This window comes from Nitrospirota bacterium (genome assembly GCA_004296885.1).
GTDB lineage: Bacteria > Nitrospirota > Nitrospiria > Nitrospirales > Nitrospiraceae > SYGV01.
Genome location: SCVN01000019.1, coordinates 105,724 through 131,772, shown reverse-complemented (window position 1 = coordinate 131,772; position 26,049 = coordinate 105,724). Strand labels below are relative to the sequence as shown.

Here is a 26,049-nt window from a genome sequence, read left to right as displayed (position 1 = left end):
GCCGCTACGCTGACCCGCCCCGCGCCGCCTCGGCAAGATCGGACACCGCCGGCACACGGCACCCCCCTTCGCTCAACGAGGCAGGCCTTCGTAAGAGCCACAGGCTGGCGGCGACACACCACAGCGCCATACCGATCCCCGGAATGCCCAGACGGCCCGCAAGACCGCCCGCCAGTTCGAGCGAGGCATAATGTGCCCACAGCAACGCGGCGGCCGAAACGGCCAAGGCTTGCGCGGCCCGATGCCGACCGGCGGCACACACCGCGAGAGGCACGAAGAGCGCGCCCGGGAGCAGCATCACGAAATGATGCCCCCAGGAAATCGGAGAAACCGGAAGCGTCATCGCACAGGCGAGCCCAAACACGGCGGCCTGGCCCAGCGCGTCAGCCGGCGGACGCCACCGCACAGCCACCGACACCAGCAACGCCAGCAGCAGCGCGCGCGCCGCCGTCACCATATGCCCGACGATCGCCGCATCCATGGGCAAGGGATCCCCGGCCGGCGCAAGATTGTCGGCGCGCCGGTCGTCCGGCCCGCCGCCCACCGCATGCTCGACCCAGTTTCCCAGCCGATAGACGGCATTGGCCAAGCTCTGATTCCGAACACTGTGGGCGTTGAACTGTTGATCCGGCCCGCGACGTTCGTTGGTCGCCACACGTGTGCTCCACGCCTCCAGGTGCCGCAGATTTTCCTGCCAGCCGACCGCGAGAGCCGGAATAAGGAGCACACACAGCGCCAGGCCGGTCAGAACGCCGCCCACCGCATGCAGAAACCGTTGCCGCGGCGGCGGCGGCCGGTCCCGCCGGAGGGCGCCGGCGAGCAACCCCAGGAGCAGCACACAGACCGGCAGGGCGGGCGTGACTTTGATCGTCACCGAGAGCGACAGGAAGAGGCCCCCCAAAAATGACCGCGGCCATCCGTCAGATTCGAGAATAAGCCGAAATCCGATCAAGAGCGGCCACAGAACGGCCAATCCAACCTGCCCCCGTTGCAAGGTGTCCAGGATGGGAAAGACGACGGCCAGGCCCGCTCCCACCACAACCCAGCGCCGGATTTTCCGCCAATCGGAACGGACACCCTCCCCGCCACGCAGAACCGTCCGCATGATCGCCTGACATTCGAACAGGCACCCGCCGGCCATGGCCAGGCTCAGCACAAACCAGATGACGCCTTGCCAGGCCGCAGGCAACGGGTGCAGCGGAGCGACAAGAATGGCAAAGAGGGGAGGGTACAGGTAATGCCAGCCCCGAACATTCGTGACGGCATACGGGTCTCGCCCGTCGAAGAAGGCGGCGCCTGCTTCGGTGTAGACGGTGAAATCCGTACGGTGCGCACCAATGTTGGCAGTGTCGATGTCCGCACGCCGGCGCACATCGGTCAATCCCCACACGAGCATGAGGAGAATCACCGCGAGGCAGATTCCGCGTGACGGCTGAGCCCCGTCGAACATCCCGCTTCCTTCCCGCTGGGAACGGCGCCGCACGCTATCCGCCGAACCGCAGCGTCCACGGCAAGAGGATGGCCTCGCACACGATCGACCAGCTCATCTTCGAAGCTCCGTGGGCGCGCTCCACAAAAGTGATCGGCACCTCATACACGGCAAACCCCGACCTCCACACCTGCCAACACATTCCGATCTGAAACCCGTATCCCTCCGTCGTCACAGCGTCCAGGTCAATGGCTTCGAGAACCTTGCGTCGCCAACACTTCATGCCGCCGGTCAAGTCCGACTGCGGCATGCCCGTGATCCAACGCGCATAAAGGTTGCCGGCGCGGGAGAGCAGTTTCCGCCGGCGCGACCAGTTTTGGACGCACGCGCCCCGCACGTAGCGCGCCCCCACGACCACGTCCCCTGCGCCGTTGCGGGCCTCATTGAGGATCTTCATCAGGTCCGCCGGCCGATGGGAAAAATCGGCGTCCATCTGGCAGATCAGTTCCGCGTCGGTGGACTGCAGCACCGCCTTAAACGCCTGACGGTAGGCGGAACCAAGGCCGAGCTTCCCGCGACGATGCATGACGGTGACCCGCCGCAGAGATGCGGCGAGCCGATCGGCTTCCCGCCCCGTCCCATCCGGTGAGGCATCGTCCACGATCACCAGACTGATGGAGGGCGAGAGCCCCAGCACCTCCACTGCAATGCGAGCCAGGTTCGCGATTTCGTTGTAGGTCGGAATGATGACGACGGTCGGAGGGAGATCGGCGGGTCCCAAGGGCGTGGACGGCCCCAGAGCCGACCGGGTGCCGGCTGGCTTACTCGACCACATCGAGCTTGATGCTCAGCTCTTTGAGTTGCGCGACTCCGACCGGTGACGGGGCCTCGGTCATGGGACACTGGGCCTTCTGGGTCTTGGGGAAGGCGATCACGTCGCGGATCGAGTCGGCCCCGCCCAGGAGCATGATCAGGCGGTCGAGACCGAAAGCGATGCCCCCGTGCGGCGGGGCTCCGTATTCGAGGGCTTCCAGGAGAAAACCGAACTTGCCCGCTGCCTCTTCTTTATTGATGCCGAGCAGGCCGAAGACGGTGCTCTGCACGTCCCGGCGGTGAATCCTGATGCTGCCCCCGCCGATTTCGTTGCCGTTGAGGACCAGATCGTAGGCCTTGGCCCGGACCTTCAAGGGGTCGGAGGAGAACAAGGGGATATCCTCATCCAGCGGCGCCGTGAACGGATGGTGAATGGCCACGTGCCGCTTCGCTTCCTGATCGAATTCCAGCAACGGGAAGTCGATCACCCACAAAGGCTTCCAAGCAGCCTTGTCAATCAAGTTCAATTCCTCGCCCAGCAGGAGGCGCAACCGCCCGAGCACATCGTGGACCACGTTCGGCTTGTCGGCCCCGAAGAGGAGCAGATCCCCGACCGCCGCGTCCGGCAGAGCCGCCAGCAGCGCCTTGGCATCCAGGAACTTGGCGATCACGGATTCCAGCTGGCCTTCTCCGGTGATCTTGACCCAGGCCAGTCCCTTGGCGCCGAATCCCTTGGCCGTTTCCCCCAGCGCGTCGATCCGGCTCCTGGGCATCGAAGCTCCGCCCTTGACGATGAGGGCCTTGACCAGCCCGCCCTTGGTCGCCGCCTCCTTGAACACCTTGAACTCGCTCTTGGCCGCGAACGCGCTGACGTCGTGAATGAGCAGGCCGAACCGCAGGTCCGGCTTGTCCGACCCGTACCGTCCGATCGCCTCCGCATAGCTCATCCGGGGAAAAGGCGCCGGCAATTCCACCCCCGCCGCCCGTTTGAACAGGACCCGGATCATCTCCTCCATCAGGCCCATGATCTGTTCCCGATCCACGAACGACATCTCGATGTCGATTTGGGTGAACTCCGGCTGCCGGTCGTTGCGCAGGTCTTCGTCCCGGAAACACCGGGCCACCTGGTAATAACGATCCACTCCGCTGACCATGAGGATCTGCTTGAACAGCTGCGGCGATTGGGGCAGCGCATAGAAATTGCCAGGATTCACACGGCTGGGCACCAGATAGTCCCGCGCCCCTTCCGGCGTGCTTTTGGTCAGCATGGGGGTTTCGACGTCGAGAAATCCCTGCTCGTTCAGGAACGACCGGGCCTCCTGCACCACCTCATGCCGGAGCTTGAGCAGCTTCTGCATCTTGGGGCGGCGCAAGTCCAGATACCGATACTTCAGGCGCAGGGCCTCCGTGACCTCCCCCTCGTCCTCGATCAGGAACGGCGGGGTCTTGGCCTCGTTCAAGATTTCGACGGACGTGACCAGCACCTCGATGTCGCCAGTCGCCAGGTTGGGATTGGCCGAGCCGTCCGGTCTGAGGGCAACGGTCCCCGACAGGGCCACGACGAATTCGTTACGGAGCGCGTGTGCGCCTTGATGGGCCGCGGCGCTGATCTCGGGATTGAAGACGACCTGCGTCAAACCTTGCCGGTCCCGCAAGTCGATAAAGATGACGTTGCCATGGTCCCGCCGGCGCTGGACCCAGCCGTTGAGGGTCACGGTCCGGCCCACGTGGGCCTTGGTCAGCTCTCCGCACCGATGCGTGCGCAGCATCATGCCTTGCGTCCCTTCTTGGCCTTGGCCCAACCCTGCGCTCCAGCCCTTCTTTTGCGGGTCTTGGCTGCAGTCGAACCAGATTCCGTTCCTGCCGCGACGTCCTTGATACGGTCGGTGACCACCGCACGCAAGGCGTTGGCTTCCCGATCGGTCAAGTACCGGAATTGACCCGGCGACAGGCTTCCGATCGCCAGGGGCCCGAACCGCACGCGGGTCAACTTGATCACCGGGTGCCTGACATAGTCCAGCATGCGCTTAACCTGATGGTTGCGTCCTTCATGAATCGTGACTTCCAGCCAGGAGTTCTCTTCGGCCTTCCGGATCTTTTTCACGACGGCCGGCTTGGTGAGCCCATCCTCCAGCTCCACTCCCCGCTCCAGCTCCGCAATCTGTTTTTCGTCCAGCACGCCTTTGACCTTGATGAGATAAGTCTTGGGCACATGGTAGCGCGGATGGAGCAGGGTCTGGGCCAAGGCGCCTTGATTGGTCAACAACATCAGCCCTTCGCTGTCATAGTCCAGGCGGCCCACCGGAAAGACCCGGACGCTCACCCCGCCGAGCAGGTCCGTGATCGTCGGCCGCCCCTCCGGATCGCTCAAGGACGAGACATAGCCCTTGGGCTTGTTGAGCATGATGAAGACCTGCGGCGGAGCCGGTTTGAGATGCCGGCCATCCACTTTCACGTGATCTTTTTCAACGTTGATCTTCGTGCCTTGTTCCCGCACCACCAGGCCGTTCACCGTCACCCGCCCCTCGGCGATCAGCATTTCCGCCTTGCGGCGCGAGGCAAGCCCCGAATCGGCAATGGCCTTTTGCAATCTGACTTCCATGGTCGTCAACCGCTCAACGTCCTTCTGCTATTCCCATTCTATGGTAGACGGCGGCTTCGAGCTGATGTCATACACCACTCGATTCACGCCTTTCACTTCGTTGATGATCCGGCTCGACATCTTGCCCAACAGCTCCGGCGGAATCCTGGCCCAATCGGCGGTCATGCCGTCAAGACTCGTCACGGCGCGAATGGCGATGACGTGTTCGTACGTTCGCTGGTCCCCCATGACGCCGACCGTGCGGATCGGCAGGAGCACGGCAAAGGCCTGCCAGATATCCTGATAGAGCCCCGCCGCCCGAATCTCCTGATCGACGATCGCTTCCGCGGCCCGCAAGATCGTCAGGCGCTCTTGCGTCACCGCCCCGAGCACGCGGATGGCCAGTCCCGGACCGGGAAACGGCTGCCGCCAGATAATCTCGTCCGGCAGTCCCAGCTCCTTCCCCAACACCCGCACCTCGTCCTTGAACAGCTCCCGCAAGGGCTCGATCAGGCGCAATTTCATCCTGGTCGGCAGCCCGCCGACGTTATGATGGGTCTTGATCGTCGCCGACGGCCCCTTGAAGCTCACGCTTTCGATCACGTCCGGGTAGAGCGTGCCTTGCACCAGGAACTTGGCGTCGCCCAACTTCATCTTGGCTTCGGCCTCGAATTGCTTGATGAACAGCTTCCCGATGATCTTCCGCTTCCGCTCAGGATCGATCACGCCCTTGAGCGCAGCGAGAAACGACTGCGACGCGTCAAGCAGACGCAAGTTCAAATGGAGCTGTCGGCCGAACGTCTGTCTGACTTGTTCTTTCTCTCCGCTCCGAAGCAGCCCATTGTCGACGAAGATACAGGTGAGTTGATCGCCGATCGCCCGATGCGTCAAGGCGGCCGCCACCGACGAGTCCACCCCGCCGCTCAGGGCGCAGATCACGTGGTTCTTGCCGACCTGCTCGCGGATCTGTCCGACCGCGGTCTCCACATAGGAACTCATGGTCCAGGTGGGCCGGCAGCCGCAGATGTCGTAGACGAAATTCCGCAGAATCTGGGTGCCGTTCGGCGTATGCGCGACTTCCGGATGAAACTGAAGACAGTAGATGCGCCGTGATCCGCCCACGGATTTCATGGCGGCCACCGGAGAATTGCCCGTGTGGGCGATGGCCCGGAACCCTTTCGGCATCCGCTCGATCCGGTCGCCGTGGGACATCCAGACCGGACAGGAGGACCCCTTCGTCACCCCCTTGAAGAGGTCCGAGGCGTCGTCCAGGATCAGGTCGGCCCGGCCATACTCCCGCTGGGAAGCCTTGGCGACCTCGCCGCCAAGCAGGTCCGTCACCAACTGCATCCCGTAGCAGATGCCCAGGACCGGAATGCCCTCATCCAGCAATTGCGCCTGGATTTTTGGCGCTTTTTTATCGTAGACGCTGGCCGGCCCTCCGGACAACACCAGCCCCTTGGGACGATGGGCCAGGATCGTGGTCAGCGAGGTCGTGCAGGGCAGGATCTGGGAGTAGACCTGGGCTTCGCGGATACGGCGGGCGATCAGCTGGGTGTACTGAGAGCCGAAATCAAGGATCAGGATTCTGTCGTGCCACAGTTCCATCTTCAACGTCCGAAAGTCTGAAAGTCGTCAAGTCTGCACGTCGGTGGCGGTCCCGACCGGAGGACTTTCGGACTCTCGACGTTTAAGACTCACTCCAATCGGTCCGGTAGTTGGGTGCTTCCTTGGTGATGATCACGTCGTGGACGTGACCCTCCCGGAGGCCGGCCAGGGTTTGCCGGATAAAGGTGGCGTTCCGCTGCAGGTCCGGGATGGTCCGGCAGCCGCAATAGCCCATGCCGGACTTGACTCCGCCGACCAGCTGATAGACGACGCCCGACAGAGTGCCTTTGTACGGAACTCGGCCTTCGATCCCCTCCGGCACCAGCTTGGAAGCCGGACGATCGCCCTGGAAATAGCGGTCTCGCCCACCCTTCTCCATGGCGCCGAGCGACCCCATGCCGCGGTAGACCTTGTACGTCCGCCCCTGGAACAGGACGGTTTCGCCCGGGGACTCTTCGGTGCCGGCCAGGATGCCGCCGATCATGACCGCCGAAGCCCCGGCGGCCAGCGCTTTGGTGATATCGCCCGAGTACTTGATGCCGCCGTCGGCGATCACCGGCACGCCCGTCCCGGCCAACGCCGCCACGCAATCCGCCACCGCCGTGAGTTGGGGCATCCCGGCGCCGGACACCATCCGGGTCGTGCAGATGGACCCGGGCCCGACTCCGACCTTGACCGCATCGGCCCCGGCTTTCACCAGGTCCTTGGCTGCCGCCGCCGTCGCGATGTTGCCCGCCGCCACCTCCAACGAGGGATACTTGCGCTTCACGGCTTTGACCGTGTCCAATACGCTCTGCGCATGGCCATGGGCCGTATCCACGACCACCATGTCCACCCCGGCCTTGATCAAAACCGGCACGCGCTGTTCCGCATCGGCCCCGACGCCGACGGCCGCCGCCACCCGCAGCCGTCCGTGCTCGTCCTTGCAGGCATGGGGATACTTGATGCGCTTTTCGATGTCCTTGATCGTGATCAGGCCCTTGAGCTCGCCGCGCTTGTTGACCACGGGGAGCTTCTCGATCCGGTATTCGTGAAGAATTTCCCGCGCCTTCTCCAAGCTGGTCCCCTCGGGAGCCGTGACCAGCTTGTCCTTCGTCATCACCTGCGACACCTTCAGATCCATCCGGCTCTCGAACCGCAAGTCCCGGTTCGTCAGAATGCCGACCAGCTTGCCCTGCTTGGTCACCGGAATGCCGGAGATCCGGTACTTCGCCATGATCTGATGCGCGTCGCGGATGGTCTGGTCCGGCGCGATCGTGATCGGGTCGATGATCATCCCGCTTTCGGACTTCTTGACCTTGTCCACTTCGGCCGCCTGATCGGCCGGCGGGAGAACGCGGTGAAGAACGCCGATGCCGCCTTCCTGGGCCAACGCAATGGCCAGCCGCGCTTCGGTCACCGTGTCCATGGCGGCGCTGACGATGGGAATGTTGATCGTGATGCGGCGGGAGACGCGCGTCTGGGTGTTCACCTCGGTGGGAAGTACTTCCGACTTACCGGGAACCAGCACGACATCGTCGTAGGTCAAGCCGATGCGGACGTCTTTATCCAACATAAATTGCTCGTGCGGACGCGAGGCTTGCCTGTGGTATGGGTCCCGACGTGAAGTTGGCGGAATCTATCACAGCCTCCCCCGAAGATTCAAGAAACGCGCCGACGGCCTTCGCCCTCAGGCGCACCGCGGGCCGCTGCGCCCGGCGCCATGGTTACCGATTCTGCGTCGGAGCGGCATTGTCGGTGATTTCCGCCGCCGCCTCGGCTTCTTCCTGCAAGCGTTCGCCGCCCTCGTCCGCGGGCATGAACTGCTGCACGCGGGTGTTCCCGCTGTCCACCACGAACACGCTGCCCTTGGCATCCACCGCGATCCCATAGGGGAAGTTGAATTGCCCGTTGGCGTTTCCGAAGCCGCCCCACTGGGTGATAAAATTCCCTTCGCGGTCGAACTTCTGCACGCGCTGATTTCCGGTATCGCTGATGTACACGTCTCCGTTGCCGTCCACCGCAATGCCCCAGGGCGACCGGAGTTGCCCCGCTTCCTGCGCCTGCGGGCTGCTGGCATGGCCAGGGCCAAGCCCGCCGCCCCATTTGGCGATCAATTGCGGCAGCACGTTGGTGCTCGTGTCGAATTTTTGGATCCGATGGTTGCCCATGTCCACCACGTACACGGACCCGTCGGATTGGTCCACGGCCACGCCGCGGGCAAAATAAAACTGCCCGTCGTTGGTACCGAAACTGCCCCAGGACATGATGAATTCGCCGCTCATATCGAACTTCTGCACCCGGAAGTTGGCGCTGTCGACGACGTAGATGTATCCGCGGACGCGATCCACGGCGATCCCCCAGGGCGAGCTGAACTGCCCTTCCCCGTTCCCGCGCGACCCGAACTTCATCAGATAGCCGCCCAACTTCCCGTCGAACTTCTGCACACGGTGGTTGTTCGTATCCACCACCCACACATCCCCCTTGGCATCGGTGGCAATGCCCGTCGGGTTGTGGAAGGCGCCGCTGGAAGAGCCGAAGTTGCCCCAGAGGATGATGAAATTCCCGTTGTTGTCGAATTTCTGCACCCGGTTGTTGCCGTTATCCACGACGAACAGCGAGCCCTGCTGGTCGATCGCCAGTCCGTAGATCGGGGCGCTGAATTCCCCGCCGTGCAACAGCGAGGCGCCGCGACCGGGCCTCCCCCAGTTGGACACGCAGAGGTAGCCGGACGTGTTGACCAGGATAGAGGAACTCGCCGGGACCGAGACGTTGTTACCCGCATCCTTGAACCAGACGTAGAGCGTCTTGTTCCCATCCCCCGTCGACAGAGTGAAGGGGATCGTGGCGCCGAACTTATGGGCCTGGGCGACCTCCACCCAGCCGGGCATGGAAGCGGTCGGCGCCATAGGACTTTCCGACACGTAGTAGGCGGCCACCCCTGTGTCCACGTCGATAGCCGAAACGGTCAGCACCACGTCCGGCGAACTGGTCATGAACGCCCCATGGTTGATCACCACGTTGGGGTTCTGCGGCGCGGTCATGTCGATGAGCACCGGAATGGCCGTAATCTCCTCCGAGAGGGCGCTTTCCTGCCCATCCCCGTAGACCGCCGCCAGCGCAAAGTAGTAGGGCATGTCGTTGGTCAGGCCGCTGTGGGTATAGGGGCTCGTCACCCCCTCCACCCGCGTGCCGGTTTGCTTCGTCACGCCCGGCGCGGTGTGGAAGTAGAGATTGTAGGACTGGGCGCCGGGCATCTCGAGCCAGCTCACGACCACTTCCGTGTCGCCCGGCTTGACGACCACGCTCCGCGGCACAGGCTGCTCGGTGGCCTCCTTCGGCTGGGTGGCCTGCTGAGTCCGGTTGATTTCCTCCTCGGTCGGGACATACTTCAGGACCCGGTTGTTGCCGCTGTCAACAACGTAGACGTTCCCCGCTTTGTCCACCGCAATACCGGATGGGAAGTTCAATTGGCCCTCGGTGATACCCCGATTGCCCCAGGCGCAAATAAACGTGCCGTTGCCGTCGAATTTCTGGATGCGGTGATTGCCCTGGTCCGCGACATAGACATTGCCCAGCGCATCACAGGCCACGCCCCAGGGCGCCTTGAACTGCCCGGGCCCCGCGCCATCCTTCCCCCACTTGGCCAGGAAGCTGCCCCGGGCGTCGAACTTCTGAATGCGGTTATTGCCCTCGTCCGCAATAAAGATGTTGCCGACGAAATCCACCGCCATGCCGCGCGGGAAAAAGAAGGCTCCGTCGAAGCTCCCGTCGCGCCCCCATTTCAGGAGCGGGGTGCCGTCCGGCTGGAATTTTTGAATGCGGGCGTTGCTCGTATCGGAGACATAGAGGTTGCCTTCCTTGTCAGTCGCCACCCCCCAGGGCACATCAAACTTGCCCATTCCCGCGCCGCGCCAGGCAAAGCCGAACTTGCCCCAGGCTTGCATGACATTGCCTTCAGCGTCGAACTTCTGGACCCGATTGTTCCCGCTATCGGCAATGTAGATGTCGCCTTCCTGTCCTGCAGCCAGGCCGCGCGGGTAATAGAACAGCCCTTCTTCGTTGCTGGCTTCCCCGCCCCACCGCGCCAGGAACTTCCCGTCCTTGTCGAATTTCTGGACGGAGTGGTTATCCGTGTCGGCCACGTAGATGTTTCCGTCCTTGTCCAGCGCGAGGCCGGTCGGGGAACTGAACTCCCCGTCGTCCATTCCCTCCTGCCCGATCTTCATCGCCAACAAATAGGGAGCCGGGATCGCCATGGCTTCGGCAGATTCCGGGCTTTCGCCCTTCGGCGTCACGACCGTCACGACATAATGGTAGCAAGTGCCGTTGGCCAGGTCGTCGTGGACATAGGGAGAGGAGGGGCCTTCAATGAGGTTGCCCTTTTCCTTGGTCACCCCGATGACCGGATTGAAGTCGGCCGCGCTGGCAATCGGCCTGGTCAATTCTGAGAACTTGATCTGGACGCCCTTGGAGGTGAGGAAGTACACGTTGTAATACATGGCTTCCGGAACCGGCTCCCATGTGAGCGTGACCCGTCCATTACCGGGCTTGGCCGTGAGGCCGGTGGGCGCGGGAGGCAGGTCTTCTTGTTCGGTGGCTTCACCCGCGCCCCATTCACCGGCGCTGCCTTCGACCATAAGGTTGCGCCGAACGGAGGAGCTCCTGTCCCATCGAAATTCCTGCAACAACCACTCTTTCATTGTGTCCCTCGTGGTGACCGAACCATGGAAAGAAGTCCGCGTGCTTTCAACGACTTAGAAGCGGTAACCTTAACAGAGCGAACGGAATCAAGTCAAGGCATCCGATTCCTCTATTCTGATCAGCGGGACTCGACGCGATGCGGTCTAGCAATAGCCCCAGGCAGGGACCCACAACCCGATTGTCCCGCCTCCTTCGATCCGTTAAGATTCGCTCCATGACCAAGCCAACCCTGTACGTTTCCAGACTCCTCGTCGCGCCGGTCATGGCTGCGATTCGAGAACGTTTTCGCCTCACTATCGAACCGGATATTTATCCGCCTTCTCGGGAAACTCTGGTCCAAGGCCTCCGGAACGCGCAGGCGATCATCACCACGCTGACCGAGCAGATTGACGAGACTCTTTTGCGTGCGGCCCCGCACTTACAAGTGATTGCCAATCATGCGGTCGGGTACAACAACATCGATCTCCAGGCGGCCAAGGCGCGCGGCGTGATCGTGACCAACACGCCGGATGTCCTGACCGACGCGACGGCAGACCTGACCTGGGCACTGCTCTTGGCCACAGCCCGCTGCGTCACCGAGGGGCACCAGCTCGTCCAGCGCGGAGCCTGGACCGGCTGGGAACCGACGCAATTGCTGGGAGCGGAGGTATCAGGGCAGACCTTGGGGATTGTCGGGATGGGCCGGATCGGACAAGCTGTGGCGCGTCGCGCGATGGGATTCGAGATGACGGTCCTCTATGCAAGCCACAAGTCCGTATCGTCGCCCGACCCCATGAAACCGTGGCAGCAGGTCATGCTTGAGACGCTGTTGCAGCAATCCGATTTCATCAGCCTCCATGTCCCATTGACCAGTGACACCCGCCATCTGATCGGCGAGCAGGCCTTTTCATTGATGCGTCCCACCGCCATCTTGCTCAATACGTCGCGCGGGCCGGTGGTCGACGAGGCCGCGCTCGTGGCGGCACTCACGGCAGGCCGCCTGGCGGGAGCCGGGCTGGACGTCTATGAGGACGAACCGCGGGTACACCCGGGCCTCCTGACGCTCCCACAAGTGGTCACCCTACCCCACCTGGGATCGGCAACCCTGGGCACGAGGGTCCGCATGGGCCTGCTGTGTGTAGAGAATGTTCTGGCGGTCCTGGAGGGACGACCGGCTCCCAGCCGGATCACTTAAGAACCGACGATGAGCACTTGACTCATGAATCATTGAGTCAATGACTATTGAATCAATGCCGCATGAATCAATTGTCGATGCTAGATGGCCAGGTTCAAGTCGCGGGCGACTTCCTTGATCAGGTCCGCGCAGATTTGGTCCCGTTTGCGGAGATAAGCCTCCAGCAAGGCGTTGTCGCAGAGCGCGTTGATCAGGCGGGGCGTCCCTTTCGTATAACGGCAGATCGCCTCGAAGGACTCGGGGGAGAACAGGGGCTTATGACAGCCGGCAATGTCCAGCCGATGGGTGACGTAGGCCTGCGTGCCCGGCACATCTAACTCGGTCAACCGGCAGCGGATGGCCACACGCTGGTGTAGCGGCGGATCCAAGGACAAGACCCGATCCAGATCCGAGAGGCCGAACAGGACGAACGTAACCGCCTTGTGCCCGTCCACCTCGATGTTCAGCAGGCCACGAAAATCCTCCATGAGCTCCTGGCTGCGCAACATCTGGGCCTCGTCGATGAGCACCACGGCTTTCTTCCCGCTTTCGTGGACCTCGACCAAGCGTCGGGACAGTTGCGTCAGCAACTCGGTCTTTGATTCGGCCGGATTCTCGATGCCCATCTGCAGGGCGATTTTGCGCAACATCCATTCGGAGGTCACCGCGGCATGGATCACGATCAGCAGCGCCGCTTCATAGGCTTCCTGTTCGAGCTCTTCCAGAAGCCTCGTCGCCAGGGTGGTCTTCCCCGCGCCGATCTCCCCCACGACCACCGCCAAGCCTTTCATGTTTTCGACGGCATATTTCAAACGCACCAGCGCATCGGCATGCTGCTGCGTGCTGTGAAAGAACCGGCTGTCGATCGTGATGGAAAAGGGGCTTTCGCGCAGTCCAAAGTGCTCAAGCAAACTCATCGTTTCTCAGCCTCAGAGGTAGGAAATCCGCCGTTTTTTCTTCTGCGTCCCCGATGCCTCGCCGGCCGCAGATTGGCGCCCGACGGCCACTGGTGTGGCGTCCATGAGCGCCTCCGACGCGGACGCAGGCGCCGTCTGGTCGCCCGTCCGGCCATCGCTCAATCGGGCCATGTGCTCGCGAACATCTCGAAACGTCGGAACCGCCGAAAAGGCTTGCAGCGCCTGCTCCACCTGTCCGCCGGCCTCGTAGAGCAGACCCAGCTCATACCGCAACAAGGCCACCGCCTCGCCGGCCAGCGGCCTGGGACTCGCCAGCCCCCGTTCGAGATAGTTGATCGCCTCTTGCACCTGGCCCTGTTCTTTGCTGCACAACGCCAACAGCCGGCAGCAGTCGGCGAAATGGTCGGCGCCGTTGATCGCCACCAACAGTGCCTCGATTGCAGCCTCCGGGAGTCCCATCTGCTGATAGGCCAGTCCGAGCTGATACTGTTCCTCAAAGTCCGGCTCGGCCGCGGCCGGCACAGGCCCCTCTGCCTCCCGTCCCCAGCCGGCCGGCTCCTGGATCGACTCGGCGGCGACCTCGGTGGGCGCTTCAGGCTCAGCCGGCGTGTCGGCTTGTCCGGCAAATCGGAAAACCATCGTGGAAGGCACCCGCTCGCGACTCTCCCGGTCCTCTGTTGCCTTGGCTTCATCCCTGCGCGCGGAATCTGCCTGGAACTCTGAAAACCGGAATGCCAGGGTGCCTCCCTTGGCCTCTTGAGGCTGCTCCGTCGGCTCGACGACCGTTGTCTCACCCGCTTCTCCCATAACAGGCACAGCAGTATCACCGACTGGTTGGGAGGAGACCGCGGAGGGAAACACGGCCGCATACTGGCTGATGAGCGGACTTGATGGGGCCAGACGCAGGATTTTCTCGTAGAGTTCGAATGGGAGCGTGGCCTGTTCAGGATCCGGCGTCGCAATCAATGCCTCCAGTGCCCGACCGTACTGAACCGCCGCCGCCGCCGCGTCGCCGTTCTGTTCGTAGAGGCGCCCGAGCAGTTCGCAGAGGGACACACATGAGGGATCCGCCTTGAGGTATTCCAGCAGCATGCTCTCGGCCAGGACGCAATCGTGCGCCCGCATGGCCGCTTCCGCCAAAAATTGGAACTCCGCCTTGGCGCATGCCAACTCGCCGCGCTTGAGATGGAGGGTCGCCAGCAACCGACAGACCTCCGGATCGCCCGGTTCCCGGCTGAGCATTTCCATGAGGACTGTTTCTGCGTCGGTGAACTGACCGGTCGAGGTGAGCTTGATAGCCTCACTCAAAAAACCTTGCCGCGTATATTCCGGCGGCAGTTTGAAGGAACCGTCCGGCGCGGGAGGTTCCGCCGTCGGCGATACCTGCAATTTCCCGGCTCCAGCCCCCCGTCCGCCATCGGATGGCCCCCCTCCCTGCCCCTGGCCTGGTCGTAAACCTCCAGAGACCGAGGTCTGCTCCCGTGCTGTCTGACCCGCCCCGCGGCTATCCCCGGCTCCCCCGCCAAGACGCTGCACGGCTTCGGCATTGGTCGGATCGAGGGCCGCGATCTTGCGATACACATCAAGAGCCTCGTCTTGCTTCCCCGCTTTGAGGAGCATTTTGGCCAGAATCAAATAATCCGCGACCGCGTTCCCGACCAGCCCCCGCTCGGCGTTCAAGTCCCCCATGCAGCAGTACGCGTCTGCGCGGCCCGGATCGACTTTCAGGATTTTTTTGTAGAGGGCGATGGCCTTAAGCGCCGCGTCCCCGGTTCGAAAAGCCGCAGCGGCCTGGAAAAAGGCTTCAATCGCCTCGGCTGAGGCGTTGCGTTTGAGGTGCAAGTCACCGATAGTGTTGAGGATTGTCCCGTCGGCAGGCGCCCCCGTAGTCAGTTTCTTCCATTCCGCAATGGCTTTGTCAAACTGGCCCTTGGACGTATAGAGCTGGGCGCTCTCCAGAATGGCGTGCTTATCAATCGCCACAAGCCCCTCCGACAGGACGTTGAACCGTATCAGGTCACTAGGGGGTTGTCAAGAAAGCGTGGCCCTGAACGGCCTCACCAGCAAGTGGAACAACGTAGGCCTGTCGGGGATAGCGCCGGCGGAAGAACCACCCAAATGAAAGGGCCCACAGCTCGGAGCCGAGGGCCCTTCCAGTAACTCGCCTAACTTGATAGATCAGACCCGCTCCTTGGCGGGCCAGCGGCGCCGCTACACCATCTTCAGCACGTTGGCTGCTTGCGGGCCTTTGGCTCCTTGGACGATATCGAATTCCACGTTCTCGCCTTCTTTTAACGTCTTGAATCCATCACCTTGCAGCGCCGAGTAATGCACGAAGACATCCTCTCCGCTCTCCAGTCGGATGAATCCGAACCCCTTGCGATCATTGAACCATTTCACTGTACCCTTACTTCTCACACGCTCCTCCTTTCCTGTACTGCCCCTCAGGCCTGATGACACCCAGGAGGCTGAACGATCCGGCCCGTGAACCCTTTGCCAAACCACGAATAAAAAAAGACCGCAGAAGGCACAAACCCTCTGCGGCGCTCAACTACAAAAGCATAGAGTCCATGACCAAATCCCGCGAACGGCGCAGCATTTAACATAGGCCTCCTGGCTTGTCAAGCGATTCTTTCTCGCACAGACTTGTGGCAGCCCCTCGCCGACACCGGCATCTGCTTACTACGGTTCGTCCGTGAAATATTTACAAGTCCTCGAAAATCCGTTATATTGTGGCCTCCGAAGGGCTACCCCCCACAGAGGTTGGCTTGCCTAAGCTCCTGGATCGGTACATCTTCGCAGAACTGCTCCCCCCCTTCTGCATCAGCCTCCTGGCCCTCTGCTTTGTGATGCTGACGAAAGAATTGCTCCGCCTCGTCGAGCTCCTGGTCTCGAAAGGCGTCGGGTTTTCGGCCGTTTTCAAGGTCTTTCTCCATCTCCTGCCCTCGTTCTTGGTCCTGACCCTCCCCATAGCCGGCATCATTGCCTCGATTACCGCCTTCAGCCGGTTGTCCTATGACAAGGAACTGGTCGCGATGCGCGCGGCGGGGCTGAGCCTGGTCCGCCTCTCGGCGCCGGTCCTCGTCTTTTCCTCCCTTGTGTTCGTTCTGACGCTCGTGTTGTCGCAATGGGGACAGCCCTGGACCAGCATCTCGCTCAAGAAGCTGGCCTTGAACCTGCTGCGGGACCAACTGACGCTGGCCCTGGACAAGGGAGTGTTCAACGAGCCGGTGCCCAACATGGTGATGTACGTCTCCGACAGCCAGGGAGGCGCCTACGATCGGAGCATTTTCATCTCCGACGAGCGCACCCCTGCCGAAGCCAAGATCATCGTCGCGAGCAACTATACCCTTCTGAACGAGACAGGGAACAATCACGTGGGCATCCGGCTGCTCAACGGAACCATTCACAGCCGCCCTCACGATTTGGAGCAATACCACCAAGTGTCGTTTTCATCCTACGACTTGCGGGTCAGCCTGGACCAAAGCCTCTACACCTCGACAGAGGAACGGCCCTCCCGTGAGGCGGTTCTTCAGAAGTTGAACGACACGAACTGGACCGACACCGGCGCCCTACGCCGCCTGATGGAATCCTACAAGGATCTGGCTTTCCCCACCGCCTCGCTCATCTTCGGGATGTTGGGCGTGCCCGTAGGCATCGTGTCCAAACGGTCCGGCCGCGTGGGTGGCTTTGCAGTCGGGGTCATGATCGTCATCGTTTACTACGTCTTGAACGTGCTCTGCGAGTTCTTCGTGACAACTCTGATCTTGCCCCCCTTTGCGGGAGCTTGGGCGCCCAACGGGGTGTTCCTTGTCCTCGGGCTCGTCCTGTTCCATCGCGTGAATCAACGATAACCGGCGCCGGCACCCCGATGACAATTCTCTTTCGTTATATGGTATCCGAGTACAGCAAAGTCTTTGCCATGTGCTTTGCCGGCCTGATGACCGTTTACCTCGTGGTGGACTTTTTCGAGAAGGTCCGCAAGTTCATCCGGTACGACGCGGAATTATTGGCCATCCTCTGGTATTTTCTCTGCCGCACCCCAGGGATTGCTTTTCAAATCGCGCCGCTCGGCGTCCTCATGGCCACCCTCTTGGCGTTGGGCGTGTTGTCTCGCACCCACGAAATCACCGCGATGCGCAGTTGCGGCATCAGCCTGTATCGCATCGCCGCCCCCTTCATCGCCGTCGCATTTCTGCTCTCGCTCACGTTGCTCAGCCTCAGCGCCCTGATCATGCCGTTCGCGACCGCCAAGGCCGAGTACATCAAGACCGCTTTGATCGAAAAACGAAGCGGCCTCGCCACATTCAAAGCCGACCGGCCCTGGATCCAGGCCGGCAACCGAACGCTCCTCAACATCGAGATGGTGGAACCGGACGGCAACACGCTGCGAGGCGTCAACCTCTACCGCCTGGCGCCGGACTTTCGACTGACCGACATCATCGAAGCAAAGGCCATCCGCTACGGAGAGCAAGGCTGGGTCCTGACCGATGGCGTGCAACGGACCCTCTCACCGGACGGACGGTTCACCGTCGAGCGGTTTCGCACCAGACCGATCGAGATGTCCCAGACTCCGGAGGACTTCAGCACCTGGGCGAAGGTGGAATCGGACGAAATGACCCTGCCCGCGCTCAACGCCTACGTTGAACGGCTGCGCCGGGACGGGTACAGCTTTTCGAGGATGCTGACCGATTACCACGGACGCGTGGCCTTTCCCTTCGTCTGCCTGATCATGGCCATCGTGGGGATCGCCTTGAGCCTCAGGCGGAGCGGCGTGCGCGGGAGCGGGATGGCCGTGGGGATCGGCCAGGCACTCGCCATCGGGTTTCTGTATTGGACCACGCACTCGGTCTCGATCGCCTTGGGGCGCAGCGGGGCCATGGCCCCGCTGTTGGCCGGGTGGATGGCCAACCTATTGTTTCTTTCCTTCGGCGGGTATCTGCTGTTGAAAGTCCGGCAGTAACGGTCCGACGTCCTGCCGGCAATCGGACCGCCGGTTGACTGTGCCTAGGCCATAGAGTAAAAGAACCGCTGTGATCATTTGCACGACATGCGGCGCAGGACTTCGATGAAAACGAGAGTCGTCGTGACTGGACTGGGCGTGGTGTCCCCGATCGGCATCGGAGTCCCCACCTTTTGGAAAGCGGCGCTGGAAGGGCGCTCGGGCATCACCGCGATCAAGCCGTTCGGCGACTTGCCGTTGGACGCCTATCGCTGCCGGGTGGCCGGCCAGGTGACCGGCTTCGAGTCGGCGCAGTTTCCACCGTCCGTCAATCCGGACCGCGTGGATCGGTACGCCCAATTTGCCCTGGTGGCCACGCAGGAGGCTCTGACCGATTCAGGCCTGCGCATGGACCGGGAACCACCCCACCGGGTCGGAGTCATCGTGGGCGCCGGCATGGGCGGCATGGTCATGGGCGAACGCGAGATCACCCAGCTGTACCAGAGTCTGAAACCCAACCGGGTGCATCCCAACTTCATCCCGGCGATCACCTTGAACTCGGCCTCCGGCATCGTGGCTATGGCGCACGGAGCCAAAGGCCCCAACCTGACCATCTCGACCGCCTGCTCCTCCAGCGCCCATGCGCTCGGCCAGGCCCTGACCTGTATCCGATCCGGCCAAGCCGACGTGATCATCACGGCCGGCGCCGACGCCAGCATCACCCCGTTGGTCTTCGCCGGATTCTGTTCGCTGCGGGTCCTCTCCACCGGCTTCAACGAGGAGCCGGAACGGGCCTCGCGGCCCTTCGACAATGCTCGTGACGGCTTCGTCATGGGCGAAGGGGCGGGCGCCCTGATTCTGGAGAGCTTGGCCCATGCCAAGAAACGCAAGGCCAGGATCTATGCGGAAGTGGCCGGGTACGCAGCCACCAGCGAGGCCTACCACATGGTCATCCCGCGCGAGGACGGGACGGACGTCGCCGCCACCATGAAGCTGGCCCTGGACGATGCGGAGGTCACCACGGCACAGGTGGACTACATCAACGCCCATGCCACCTCGACCCCGATCGGGGACGCAGTCGAAGCGAAAGCTATTCGACGCTTGTTCAAGTCGCGTGCGGAGCGGATCCTGATCAACGCCTCCAAGTCCTTGATCGGACATACCCTCGGCGCAGCCGGCGCCATGGGTGCCATTGCTTCTTCCTTGGCGTTGGAAACGGGGCAGGTGCATCCGACCGCGAATTACGAGGACCCGGACCCGGCTTGCGCCCTGGCTGGGATCTCACGGAACACACAAGAGCGGCCTCTCAGGGTGGCCCTGCTCAATGCATTCGGGTTCGGCAGCAACAACGCCGCGCTGGTCTTGAAACGCTTTGTCTGAGCGGCGCGCGCCGGCCCCTCAGGCACACTCTTTCGTAAAGGATTCAGTATGGGAGCTTCTTCTGCTATTGCGCCACGCATTCACCAGGCACTCGCCGACTATTTGAAACGGGACGTACAGACGATCAGACCCGACCAGGCCTTGCACGAGGATCTGGGCTTGGACTCCATGGCCACCATCGAACTCCTGTTCCGGATCGAAGAAGCCTTCGACATCCAGATTCCAGACGGTGACCTGCAGAAGCTCGTCACCGTCGCCGACGTGACCGGCTACGTCGAGGACAGGCTCGCGCCTGCGCCTCCAGCCGCGCCCCGCAAGCCGCCCCCCAAACAAGCGGCCGCCAAGCCGGCGAAAAAGAAAAAGCGCTGACCGGAAAGGATGCGTTCCATGGCCCTCTCCCCTACACAGCGGCTTCGTTTGGATGCGATCAGCGAGGCGGTCGGGGGCCGGCTTATCGGTCAACCGGATCTGCTCATCATCGGCGCCTCCAGCTTGGAGCAGGCAGGCTCTGGCGAGCTGACCTACGTGGAGGGAGACAAACACCTCAAGGCTGCGCTGACCTCGCAGGCCGCCGCCTTCGTCGTGGTCCGGCCGCTCCCGGAGCTGGCCCGTCCCCAGATCGTCGTCCCCAGCCCGAAGTATGCCTTTGCCCGCATCCTCCAGCGTTTTTTTGTCGCCCCCTACCAACCCCGCGGCATCGCCGAACAGGTCTGCCGAGGCCGGGACGTTCAGATCGGCCCAGATGCATCGATCTGGCCCTTTGTGACGTTAGGCCACCGAGCGAAGATCGGCTCCCGTGTCACACTCTACCCGGGCGTGTTCGTGGGAGACGATTCGGTCGTAGGGGATGACTCCATCCTCTACCCCAACGTGACCCTGCGGGAAGGCTGTTGCATCGGCAAGCGGGTCATTGTCCACAGCGGCACGGTGATCGGCAGCGACGGGTTCGGGTACGTGCTGCACGAAGGCCGCCACCACAAGATTCCCCAACTCGGCGGCGTCACAATCGAAGATGATGTGGAACTCGGCGCCAATGTAACGGTGGATCGGGCCACCTTCGGCCAAACGTTGGTCAAACGCGGCGCCAAAGTGGACAATCTCGTGCAAATCGCCCACAACGTGACGATCGGAGAGGACACGATCCTGGTCGCGCAGGTCGGCATCGCCGGCAGCACGGTCCTGGGGCATCACGTGATCGTCGGAGGACAGGCGGGGCTGGCGGACCACATCGAAATCGGGGATCAGGTGCTCATCGCGGCCCGTTCTGGGGTCAACCGAAGCTTGACGTCGAACCAGATCGTCTCCGGAGCGCCGGTCATGCCTCATGAAACGGCCATCAAGGCCCAGGCGGTCATTCCACGTCTACCGGAACTTCGTCAGCAGGTGCGCGACCTGGAGCAACGTGTTCGGTCCTTGGAGTCGGCCAAGCCCACAAATAAAAAGGCGCGAGGGAAAATAAAAAAATAGAAGCCCGTGCACGTTGCCTTTTTACTGTTTGCTTTCTCCCTGAGGAATCACTCCCTGCCAGCCGTACATCTTCACCCAAAAGAACCCGGCCCAGGGCATCAGCAGCGCCGCCATATAGTAGACATGGCCGAAGACCGCACTAACCACAGCGGCGCCGACCAGCACCAGCACCCCGCCCAGGTACAGCCAGGGAACGTAGTTCTGCCCCGGATGTTCGGGCGGTCGCGCGGCGGACTCCTTCTTGGGCCGCTTGGGCCCGGTCTTCGAAAACGACTTCAGCCGGCCGGCAAAATACCCCGGGTACTCACGGAGCAGGTATCGGTGGTACTTCGTTTGACCCCATCCGACCAATCCGCCCAGCAGCAGCAGGCCAGTGCTCTCGAAAAACGTTTGCCAGCCGTAGGTCTCGAACATGAACTGGTAGATGAGCGAGGCGCTTCCGGCCAGCAACATAATGAAACCCAGAAGCACCGACGGAAAGAGAATATGCGTCTTGACGTACTGCCTCGCCAGATCTGTTTCGTTATCCACACGTCTGGATGAAATAAGTTTTGGCATGATCTTGGCTACAGCTCACCCCTTCAGACGATCGCGATGCGCAAAGACGGCGGTTCGTAAGCCGCCATCGCAACCGGTTATTCCACGATACCGCGCAGAGAGGGCCGGCCCGTTCCGGCAAGCTGGACGCGGACATGAGGGGACCTTGCCTCGCCGCTCCTCGTCAGACCGGCTGTTCCGATCTTCGACCTTGTAAAATCTCACACCCACAAGGCCTTGCTCCGTCGTCGACGCAAAAGACTGTGCTCCATCGGCCATTCGAAGGCCCCATGGCAGAATCCGCGCGCTACGATTGCGACCCTGGCATCGGCGTCCTTGCCACCTCTGTCCCCCTGTCCACAAAAATTGTGGATGACATGGGGATAATCTTGTGAATCAAGCTCTGGCCCGGCGGTAACCATGCAGGGTCAGCAGTCTGCACAAATATTAGGCTATCATTCCATTGTATTGTCATGGGCTTGTGAATCTTGTTGGCCGTTTATTTATGCCCACAAGATACAGGGGTTGAGCCATGCTTTTTAAGCAGATTGGCTGGGATTGTCCGCCTGTGGGTGAACGACACGGTAATCTGGCTATCGGCTCACCGTTTGCTGGATCGCCGCGCGCTCGAGTCGGCCGGTTTCGAACCAGCGTTCGGTCCACCGCTGCACATCGCCCAGACGCGCTTCCACCTTCTCAACCCGCTGCGGGGGAATGACAAGACGCCGACGGCTCAGCACTCCGACGAAGATCTTCAGTCCGTCGCAGAACTGGGCGACCGGCACCGCCCCAACCGATGCGGCCGCGTCCTTCAAACCTTCCACCGTCTCGATCAACTGCTTCACCTGCTCGTCGGAGACCAAGGAGCCACCCGCCAACGATTTCATGTCGGACAGGCCCCCGATGAGCTGCGGCAACAGTTGCCGCAGTGTGTTCAGGAACGCTCGTTCCTGTCCCTCCATCTCCTCAACAACCCGCAGCACCGTCGCAGAATCCGGATCGGTGACTTCCCCTTCTAGTTGGCTTTTCAACCTGGTCAGAAGCCGGTCCAACACCCGATCCTTGGTTCCGGATTGGAGGTCCGGCGTTTTCCGAAGGGCCAGGAGCGCTTGCATGACGCCGGACGCGCCACCTGCCGGAGAGGACAGGACTGTGGCTGTGGCAAGAGGGGGCGCAGCAGAAGGAACGGCCAGGCCCGAAGGCCCAGGCTGGACCAGCGCTTCTTCAATCCGCCTCCGGATCGGTTCCAGGCCGACCGCCGCCGCCGATCCCCGCGCCGCCAAGTCCCTGAGTACCTGCGTCAGAGCGTCGAGCCCCTCTCCCAGCGCCTTCCAACACGGTGAGACATCAGGAGAGGCGTCGCCTTGGAGGGATTCGACCAGCGCGAGCAGGCCATGCGCAATCTGCTCGACAACCGTCAATTCGACCGTGGCTGCAGATCCGCCGAGACTCGCCAAAGCCCGCCGGATTGTCTCGCAGAGCTTCTTCACCTCGTCGGGAGGCGGGTGTTGTTCTAATTCCGCTTGGGCTGCGCGGATCTGCTCCAGCCATTCCTGCCCTTCGAGAGCGAAGAGCCCGATGACTTCTTCCAGAAACTGATCTTCCTGTTGATTCGGCTGCATGCAACTGCATCCTCATCCTTGACGCCTGATCGAGCACACAGGGGACGACTCAGGCATCGGACGCGGCAGGGCCTGGGCTGCGCCCCGGGACATCCGATCCGACTATTCCGGCCAGACGTTTTTCGATCTCCTCCAGCCGCAATTGCATGGCTGAGACAGCCTCTCCGGTTTCCAGCACTCGCTGCAGCAAACCGGTCGCCTGTTCCTGCTCCTGTCGCACCAAGGCACGGAACTCGGCCACTTTCTGCTCAGCCTCCGCCTCACTTGCCGAAGGGGCTGCGGAAGGCGGTGCGGATGACGTGCGCTGCAAACGTTGGAGCAAATAGGAGGACCGGGTTTGCTCCTGCGCCAGCAGTTCTTCCAGGTGTGCGATCTGTGGCGCGGCGTCTCCGGTCGCCGACGCCGGTTGAGCCAGACCAGCCTCCCGTCCCGCCCGCTGCGCCAACCCGGATTCGAGCGCTTGCACGCGCTGCTGTAACGCCTCCGCCAGGGATGCCTGTTGAGCCAAGCCGACAGATTTGACCCGCTCCTCCTCAAGTAGGCGCGCCAGTTCCGAGACCTGGCCCTCACGCTGCCCCGCTGCTTCCGCCTGCTGCGCCAACTTGGCCGAACGGGAAGTTTCCTGGGCGAGCGCTTGCTCTAATTCGACGATCCGTTGTTCCGCCTGAGTCAATCTGGATGCCTGCTCAGCCTGCCGGGCAGATTGCCCTTGCTCGGCTCCCAGCAACACCTCCAATTCCTGGATACGCGCCTCAGCCAGGCTTGCACGCCTGGCCTGCTCCTCAAGCTGTTGGGCACGGACACGCTCCGCCTCGAGGCCGGCTTCCAACTCCTTGATCCGTCCCTCCCCTTGTGTCACCTGTTCCGTCAGGAGCGCAACCTGAACCGGCTGGCTCTGCCCGCTGGTCAGCAAGCTCTCCAGCTCGCGAATCCTCGCTTCGGCATCGAGAAGCTTCTGCGCCTGTTCGGCGGCGCCGGCGGCTCGGCTCTGTTCCTCCGCCAACCGCATTTCCAGCTCCACAATCCGACTTCCCGCTTGGTCCGCCAGCTCCGCCTGGTGGGCCGCCTGCAAAGACTTGGCCTGTTCTTCGGCAAGGGCGGCTTCCAGGGCCGCGATGCGCCGTTGAGTCTCTTCGTTCCCCAACACCTGCCGGGCCAGGCCGGCCGACCGGGCCTGCTCCTCTGCCAACATTCCTTCCAATTCTTTGATCCGAGCAGAGGACTGACGGAACGATTGCAGCTGTTCTTCCGTGATCTTATACACTTTGGGAACAACAGGCGGCGCGGACACGGCCTGGACTTCTGCCGGAACGGAGATTTCAGCCGGGCCCGGCGCAGGTGCCGCAGCCGCCGACACGAGAGCTTCAACCGGCGACGGCGCGATTGCCGGGGCGGTTGGTTGTCCCTCCCGCTTCCGCAACAGTTCGATCACGCGGTCCTGCAGCGAAGTCCCTTGAAACGGCTTCTTGAGCACGCCGTCGGCCCGGCAGGACTCGGCTTGCCTGGTTACCTCGTCATTGACGATGCCGGAGATCAACAGCACGGGCGTGCCGGACAAGGCCGGCTGACGACGGACGAAATTGCACACGTCATAGCCGCTCTTGTCGGGCATAATCACATCGGTCACCACGACGTCCGGCCGCTCACTGGCCAGCCAGGCCAAGGCTTCCTCCGCGTTGGCCGCCAAAGCCACTTCCAGGCCGGCCCCCATTAAGAGACGTTCGGCCACCTTCCGCACGGCAATACTGTCATCCGCAACCAACACTCTCGCCATTACATCATCGCGGACTTTCGTCCGTCCCTTTCATGAACGCTTACCGCGGGGCCGTTGGGCCTGGCCTCCAGGCCCAACGTGGCCAAGGAATACACCGGGACCGCTTCCCCTCCGATCATGCAGGTCCCGGCCATGTCGGGGTCCTGGCTCGACGCAGGACGAATCCCGGCAGGGTCAACGGCATGCAAGGTCGGGATCTCGGCATCGATACGGACCGCCATCACTCCGTCGCGGCGCTTGGCAAAGAGGCACAGGGGATCACCTTCCGCGATCCGCACCCCAAGCCTGGCTGCCAAGTCATAGACCGGCAGCACCTCATCCCCATAACGCACCACCGCACTGATGAATGGAGTCCGGCTGGGCACCGGGAGCGCCGGGCTCCAGGCACGCACGCCGCCGATCTCTTCCGCCCGGGCGGCCAGGCGCTTGCCTCCAACCACGAAGACCACCAACGACGCCAGCGGAGTGGCGACTTTAGATATCGGCCCACGGGGCGTTTTCAGCATCGCTCACTTCCTCGATCGGCTCCACGTCCAACTGATCGGCAAGGTTTACCTCTTCGGCTTCGACCGTCTCCGGCTCCTGTCGCATCCCTCGCGCCGCAGAAACCTGGACCGGATTCGGGGATTCTTCGATCAAGGCCGCCGCTTGGGCTTCCTCCTGTGGCGATCCGATGAGCCAGGTTAGGTCCGGGACCAGGGCGAGGCTCTCACGAAAGAGAAAGAGCCCGGTGATCCATTTCCGCTCCGGTCCTGAAAAATGAGGGGGCAGTGGCTTGATCTGCCGCCGATCCACGTCCGTCAGCCCCATGACCCGGTCCACGGAAAACGCCAGCATGGAATTGCCCAGCCCAAAGAGAATGGCTCTTGTCTCAGGGGTCCAAGCCGCGCGGGACCAGCCAAACCGATCCGCCAAGCTGGTCAGGGGATAGGCGACGCCCAGCCAAATGATCGTCTGCTCACGCTGGCTGTCCTCCGGCTGAAGAATGCCGCGGACGAGGTCCGAGGGAATCGCCACCGGCACGCCCCCGGATACCACCACGAGAAACTGCGCCTCGGCCACGAGGGACGTCGTGCCGACTGTGCGGCCACGGAGGCTCATGTGCCGCTACCCTCCCCTGCCTGCGCCGGTTCGCCTGAAGAC

Annotated in this window: 21 protein-coding genes; 6 read left to right on the top strand and 15 right to left on the bottom strand. The window is 62.4% G+C overall.

All coding sequences use genetic code 11. From position 1 onward, the window contains the following. Nucleotides 1-4: 4 nt before the first annotated feature. The 7 genes from EPO61_12110 to EPO61_12080 form a co-directional block, all read right to left on the bottom strand. Nucleotides 5-1,483 (bottom strand): DUF2029 domain-containing protein, encoded by a 1,479-nt coding sequence (locus EPO61_12110; protein TAJ07866.1) that lies wholly within the window; start codon nucleotides 1,481-1,483, stop codon nucleotides 5-7. A 1-nt stretch (nucleotide 1,484) separates the two neighbouring features. Then, nucleotides 1,485-2,264: a polyprenol monophosphomannose synthase gene (locus EPO61_12105; protein TAJ07865.1), complete on the bottom strand. Its 780-nt coding sequence runs from the start codon at nucleotides 2,262-2,264 to the stop codon at nucleotides 1,485-1,487. Beyond that, nucleotides 2,251-4,014: an aspartate--tRNA ligase gene (gene aspS, locus EPO61_12100; GenBank protein ID TAJ07864.1), complete on the bottom strand. Its 1,764-nt coding sequence runs from the start codon at nucleotides 4,012-4,014 to the stop codon at nucleotides 2,251-2,253. Before aspS ends, EPO61_12105 begins: the two co-directional genes overlap by 14 nt. Continuing rightward, nucleotides 4,011-4,844 (bottom strand): rRNA pseudouridine synthase, encoded by an 834-nt coding sequence (locus EPO61_12095; GenBank protein TAJ07863.1) that lies wholly within the window; start codon nucleotides 4,842-4,844, stop codon nucleotides 4,011-4,013. Before EPO61_12095 ends, aspS begins: the two co-directional genes overlap by 4 nt. A 27-nt stretch (nucleotides 4,845-4,871) precedes the next feature. Continuing rightward, a complete protein-coding gene (locus EPO61_12090; GenBank protein TAJ07862.1) occupies nucleotides 4,872-6,431 on the bottom strand; it encodes a glutamine-hydrolyzing GMP synthase in 1,560 nt (519 codons plus the stop codon). Nucleotides 6,432-6,513: 82 nt separating this feature from the next. Next, on the bottom strand, nucleotides 6,514-7,986 hold the full coding sequence (gene guaB, locus EPO61_12085; protein ID TAJ07861.1) for an IMP dehydrogenase: 1,473 nt from the start codon (nucleotides 7,984-7,986) through the stop codon (nucleotides 6,514-6,516). Between the two features lie 151 nt (nucleotides 7,987-8,137). Beyond that, a complete protein-coding gene (locus EPO61_12080; GenBank protein ID TAJ07860.1) occupies nucleotides 8,138-11,113 on the bottom strand; it encodes a hypothetical protein in 2,976 nt (991 codons plus the stop codon). 215 nt (nucleotides 11,114-11,328) lie between these two features. Here EPO61_12080 and EPO61_12075 point away from each other — a divergent pair, with 215 nt between their 5' ends. Continuing rightward, nucleotides 11,329-12,288 carry a D-glycerate dehydrogenase gene (locus tag EPO61_12075; protein TAJ07859.1) on the top strand — a complete coding sequence of 320 codons (960 nt, stop codon included), beginning with the start codon at nucleotides 11,329-11,331 and terminating at the stop codon, nucleotides 12,286-12,288. Nucleotides 12,289-12,368: 80 nt separating this feature from the next. Here EPO61_12075 and EPO61_12070 read toward each other — a convergent pair whose 3' ends face one another. The 3 genes from EPO61_12070 to EPO61_12060 form a co-directional block, all read right to left on the bottom strand. Beyond that, nucleotides 12,369-13,184 carry a DUF2075 domain-containing protein gene (locus tag EPO61_12070; protein ID TAJ07858.1) on the bottom strand — a complete coding sequence of 272 codons (816 nt, stop codon included), beginning with the start codon at nucleotides 13,182-13,184 and terminating at the stop codon, nucleotides 12,369-12,371. Nucleotides 13,185-13,196: 12 nt separating this feature from the next. Beyond that, nucleotides 13,197-15,167, bottom strand: a complete 1,971-nt coding sequence (locus tag EPO61_12065) for a tetratricopeptide repeat protein (GenBank protein ID TAJ07857.1) — start codon at nucleotides 15,165-15,167, stop codon at nucleotides 13,197-13,199. Nucleotides 15,168-15,395: 228 nt separating this feature from the next. Further along, nucleotides 15,396-15,602 (bottom strand): cold shock domain-containing protein, encoded by a 207-nt coding sequence (locus tag EPO61_12060; protein ID TAJ07856.1) that lies wholly within the window; start codon nucleotides 15,600-15,602, stop codon nucleotides 15,396-15,398. Between the two features lie 284 nt (nucleotides 15,603-15,886). On the opposite strand from EPO61_12060, the gene EPO61_12055 reads away from it, so the two are divergent. The 5 genes from EPO61_12055 (at nucleotide 15,887) to lpxD (ending at nucleotide 20,973) form a co-directional block, all read left to right on the top strand. Next, a complete protein-coding gene (locus tag EPO61_12055; protein ID TAJ07855.1) occupies nucleotides 15,887-17,038 on the top strand; it encodes a YjgP/YjgQ family permease in 1,152 nt (383 codons plus the stop codon). A 17-nt stretch (nucleotides 17,039-17,055) separates the two neighbouring features. Next, nucleotides 17,056-18,147 (top strand): LPS export ABC transporter permease LptG, encoded by a 1,092-nt coding sequence (gene lptG, locus EPO61_12050; protein ID TAJ07854.1) that lies wholly within the window; start codon nucleotides 17,056-17,058, stop codon nucleotides 18,145-18,147. 105 nt (nucleotides 18,148-18,252) lie between these two features. Next, on the top strand, nucleotides 18,253-19,506 hold the full coding sequence (gene fabF / locus EPO61_12045; protein ID TAJ07853.1) for a beta-ketoacyl-[acyl-carrier-protein] synthase II: 1,254 nt from the start codon (nucleotides 18,253-18,255) through the stop codon (nucleotides 19,504-19,506). A 48-nt stretch (nucleotides 19,507-19,554) separates the two neighbouring features. Beyond that, nucleotides 19,555-19,875, top strand: a complete 321-nt coding sequence (locus EPO61_12040; protein ID TAJ07852.1) for a hypothetical protein — start codon at nucleotides 19,555-19,557, stop codon at nucleotides 19,873-19,875. A 9-nt stretch (nucleotides 19,876-19,884) separates the two neighbouring features. Next, entirely contained in the window at nucleotides 19,885-20,973 is a 1,089-nt protein-coding gene (gene lpxD, locus EPO61_12035) for a UDP-3-O-(3-hydroxymyristoyl)glucosamine N-acyltransferase (protein TAJ07851.1), read from the top strand. 21 nt (nucleotides 20,974-20,994) lie between these two features. On the opposite strand, the gene EPO61_12030 is transcribed toward lpxD, so the two are convergent. The 5 genes from EPO61_12030 to EPO61_12010 all read right to left on the bottom strand — a co-directional run bounded on the left by EPO61_12030 (nucleotide 20,995) and on the right by EPO61_12010 (nucleotide 26,007). Then, complete coding sequence (locus EPO61_12030; protein TAJ07850.1) at nucleotides 20,995-21,504, bottom strand: hypothetical protein; 510 nt, start codon at nucleotides 21,502-21,504, stop codon at nucleotides 20,995-20,997. Between the two features lie 599 nt (nucleotides 21,505-22,103). Further along, a complete protein-coding gene (locus EPO61_12025; GenBank protein TAJ07849.1) occupies nucleotides 22,104-23,132 on the bottom strand; it encodes a hypothetical protein in 1,029 nt (342 codons plus the stop codon). A 49-nt stretch (nucleotides 23,133-23,181) separates the two neighbouring features. Further along, the gene (locus EPO61_12020; protein TAJ07848.1) at nucleotides 23,182-24,906 is read right to left on the bottom strand and encodes a response regulator; all 1,725 of its coding nucleotides are present in this window, start codon (nucleotides 24,904-24,906) and stop codon (nucleotides 23,182-23,184) included. Next, nucleotides 24,906-25,412, bottom strand: coding sequence for a hypothetical protein (locus tag EPO61_12015; GenBank protein TAJ07847.1), 507 nt, complete (start codon nucleotides 25,410-25,412; stop codon nucleotides 24,906-24,908). Before EPO61_12015 ends, EPO61_12020 begins: the two co-directional genes overlap by 1 nt. Continuing rightward, nucleotides 25,381-26,007, bottom strand: a complete 627-nt coding sequence (locus tag EPO61_12010) for a chemotaxis protein CheW (protein ID TAJ07846.1) — start codon at nucleotides 26,005-26,007, stop codon at nucleotides 25,381-25,383. The genes EPO61_12015 and EPO61_12010 overlap by 32 nt, the downstream gene beginning before the upstream one ends. Nucleotides 26,008-26,049: the final 42 nt, after the last annotated feature.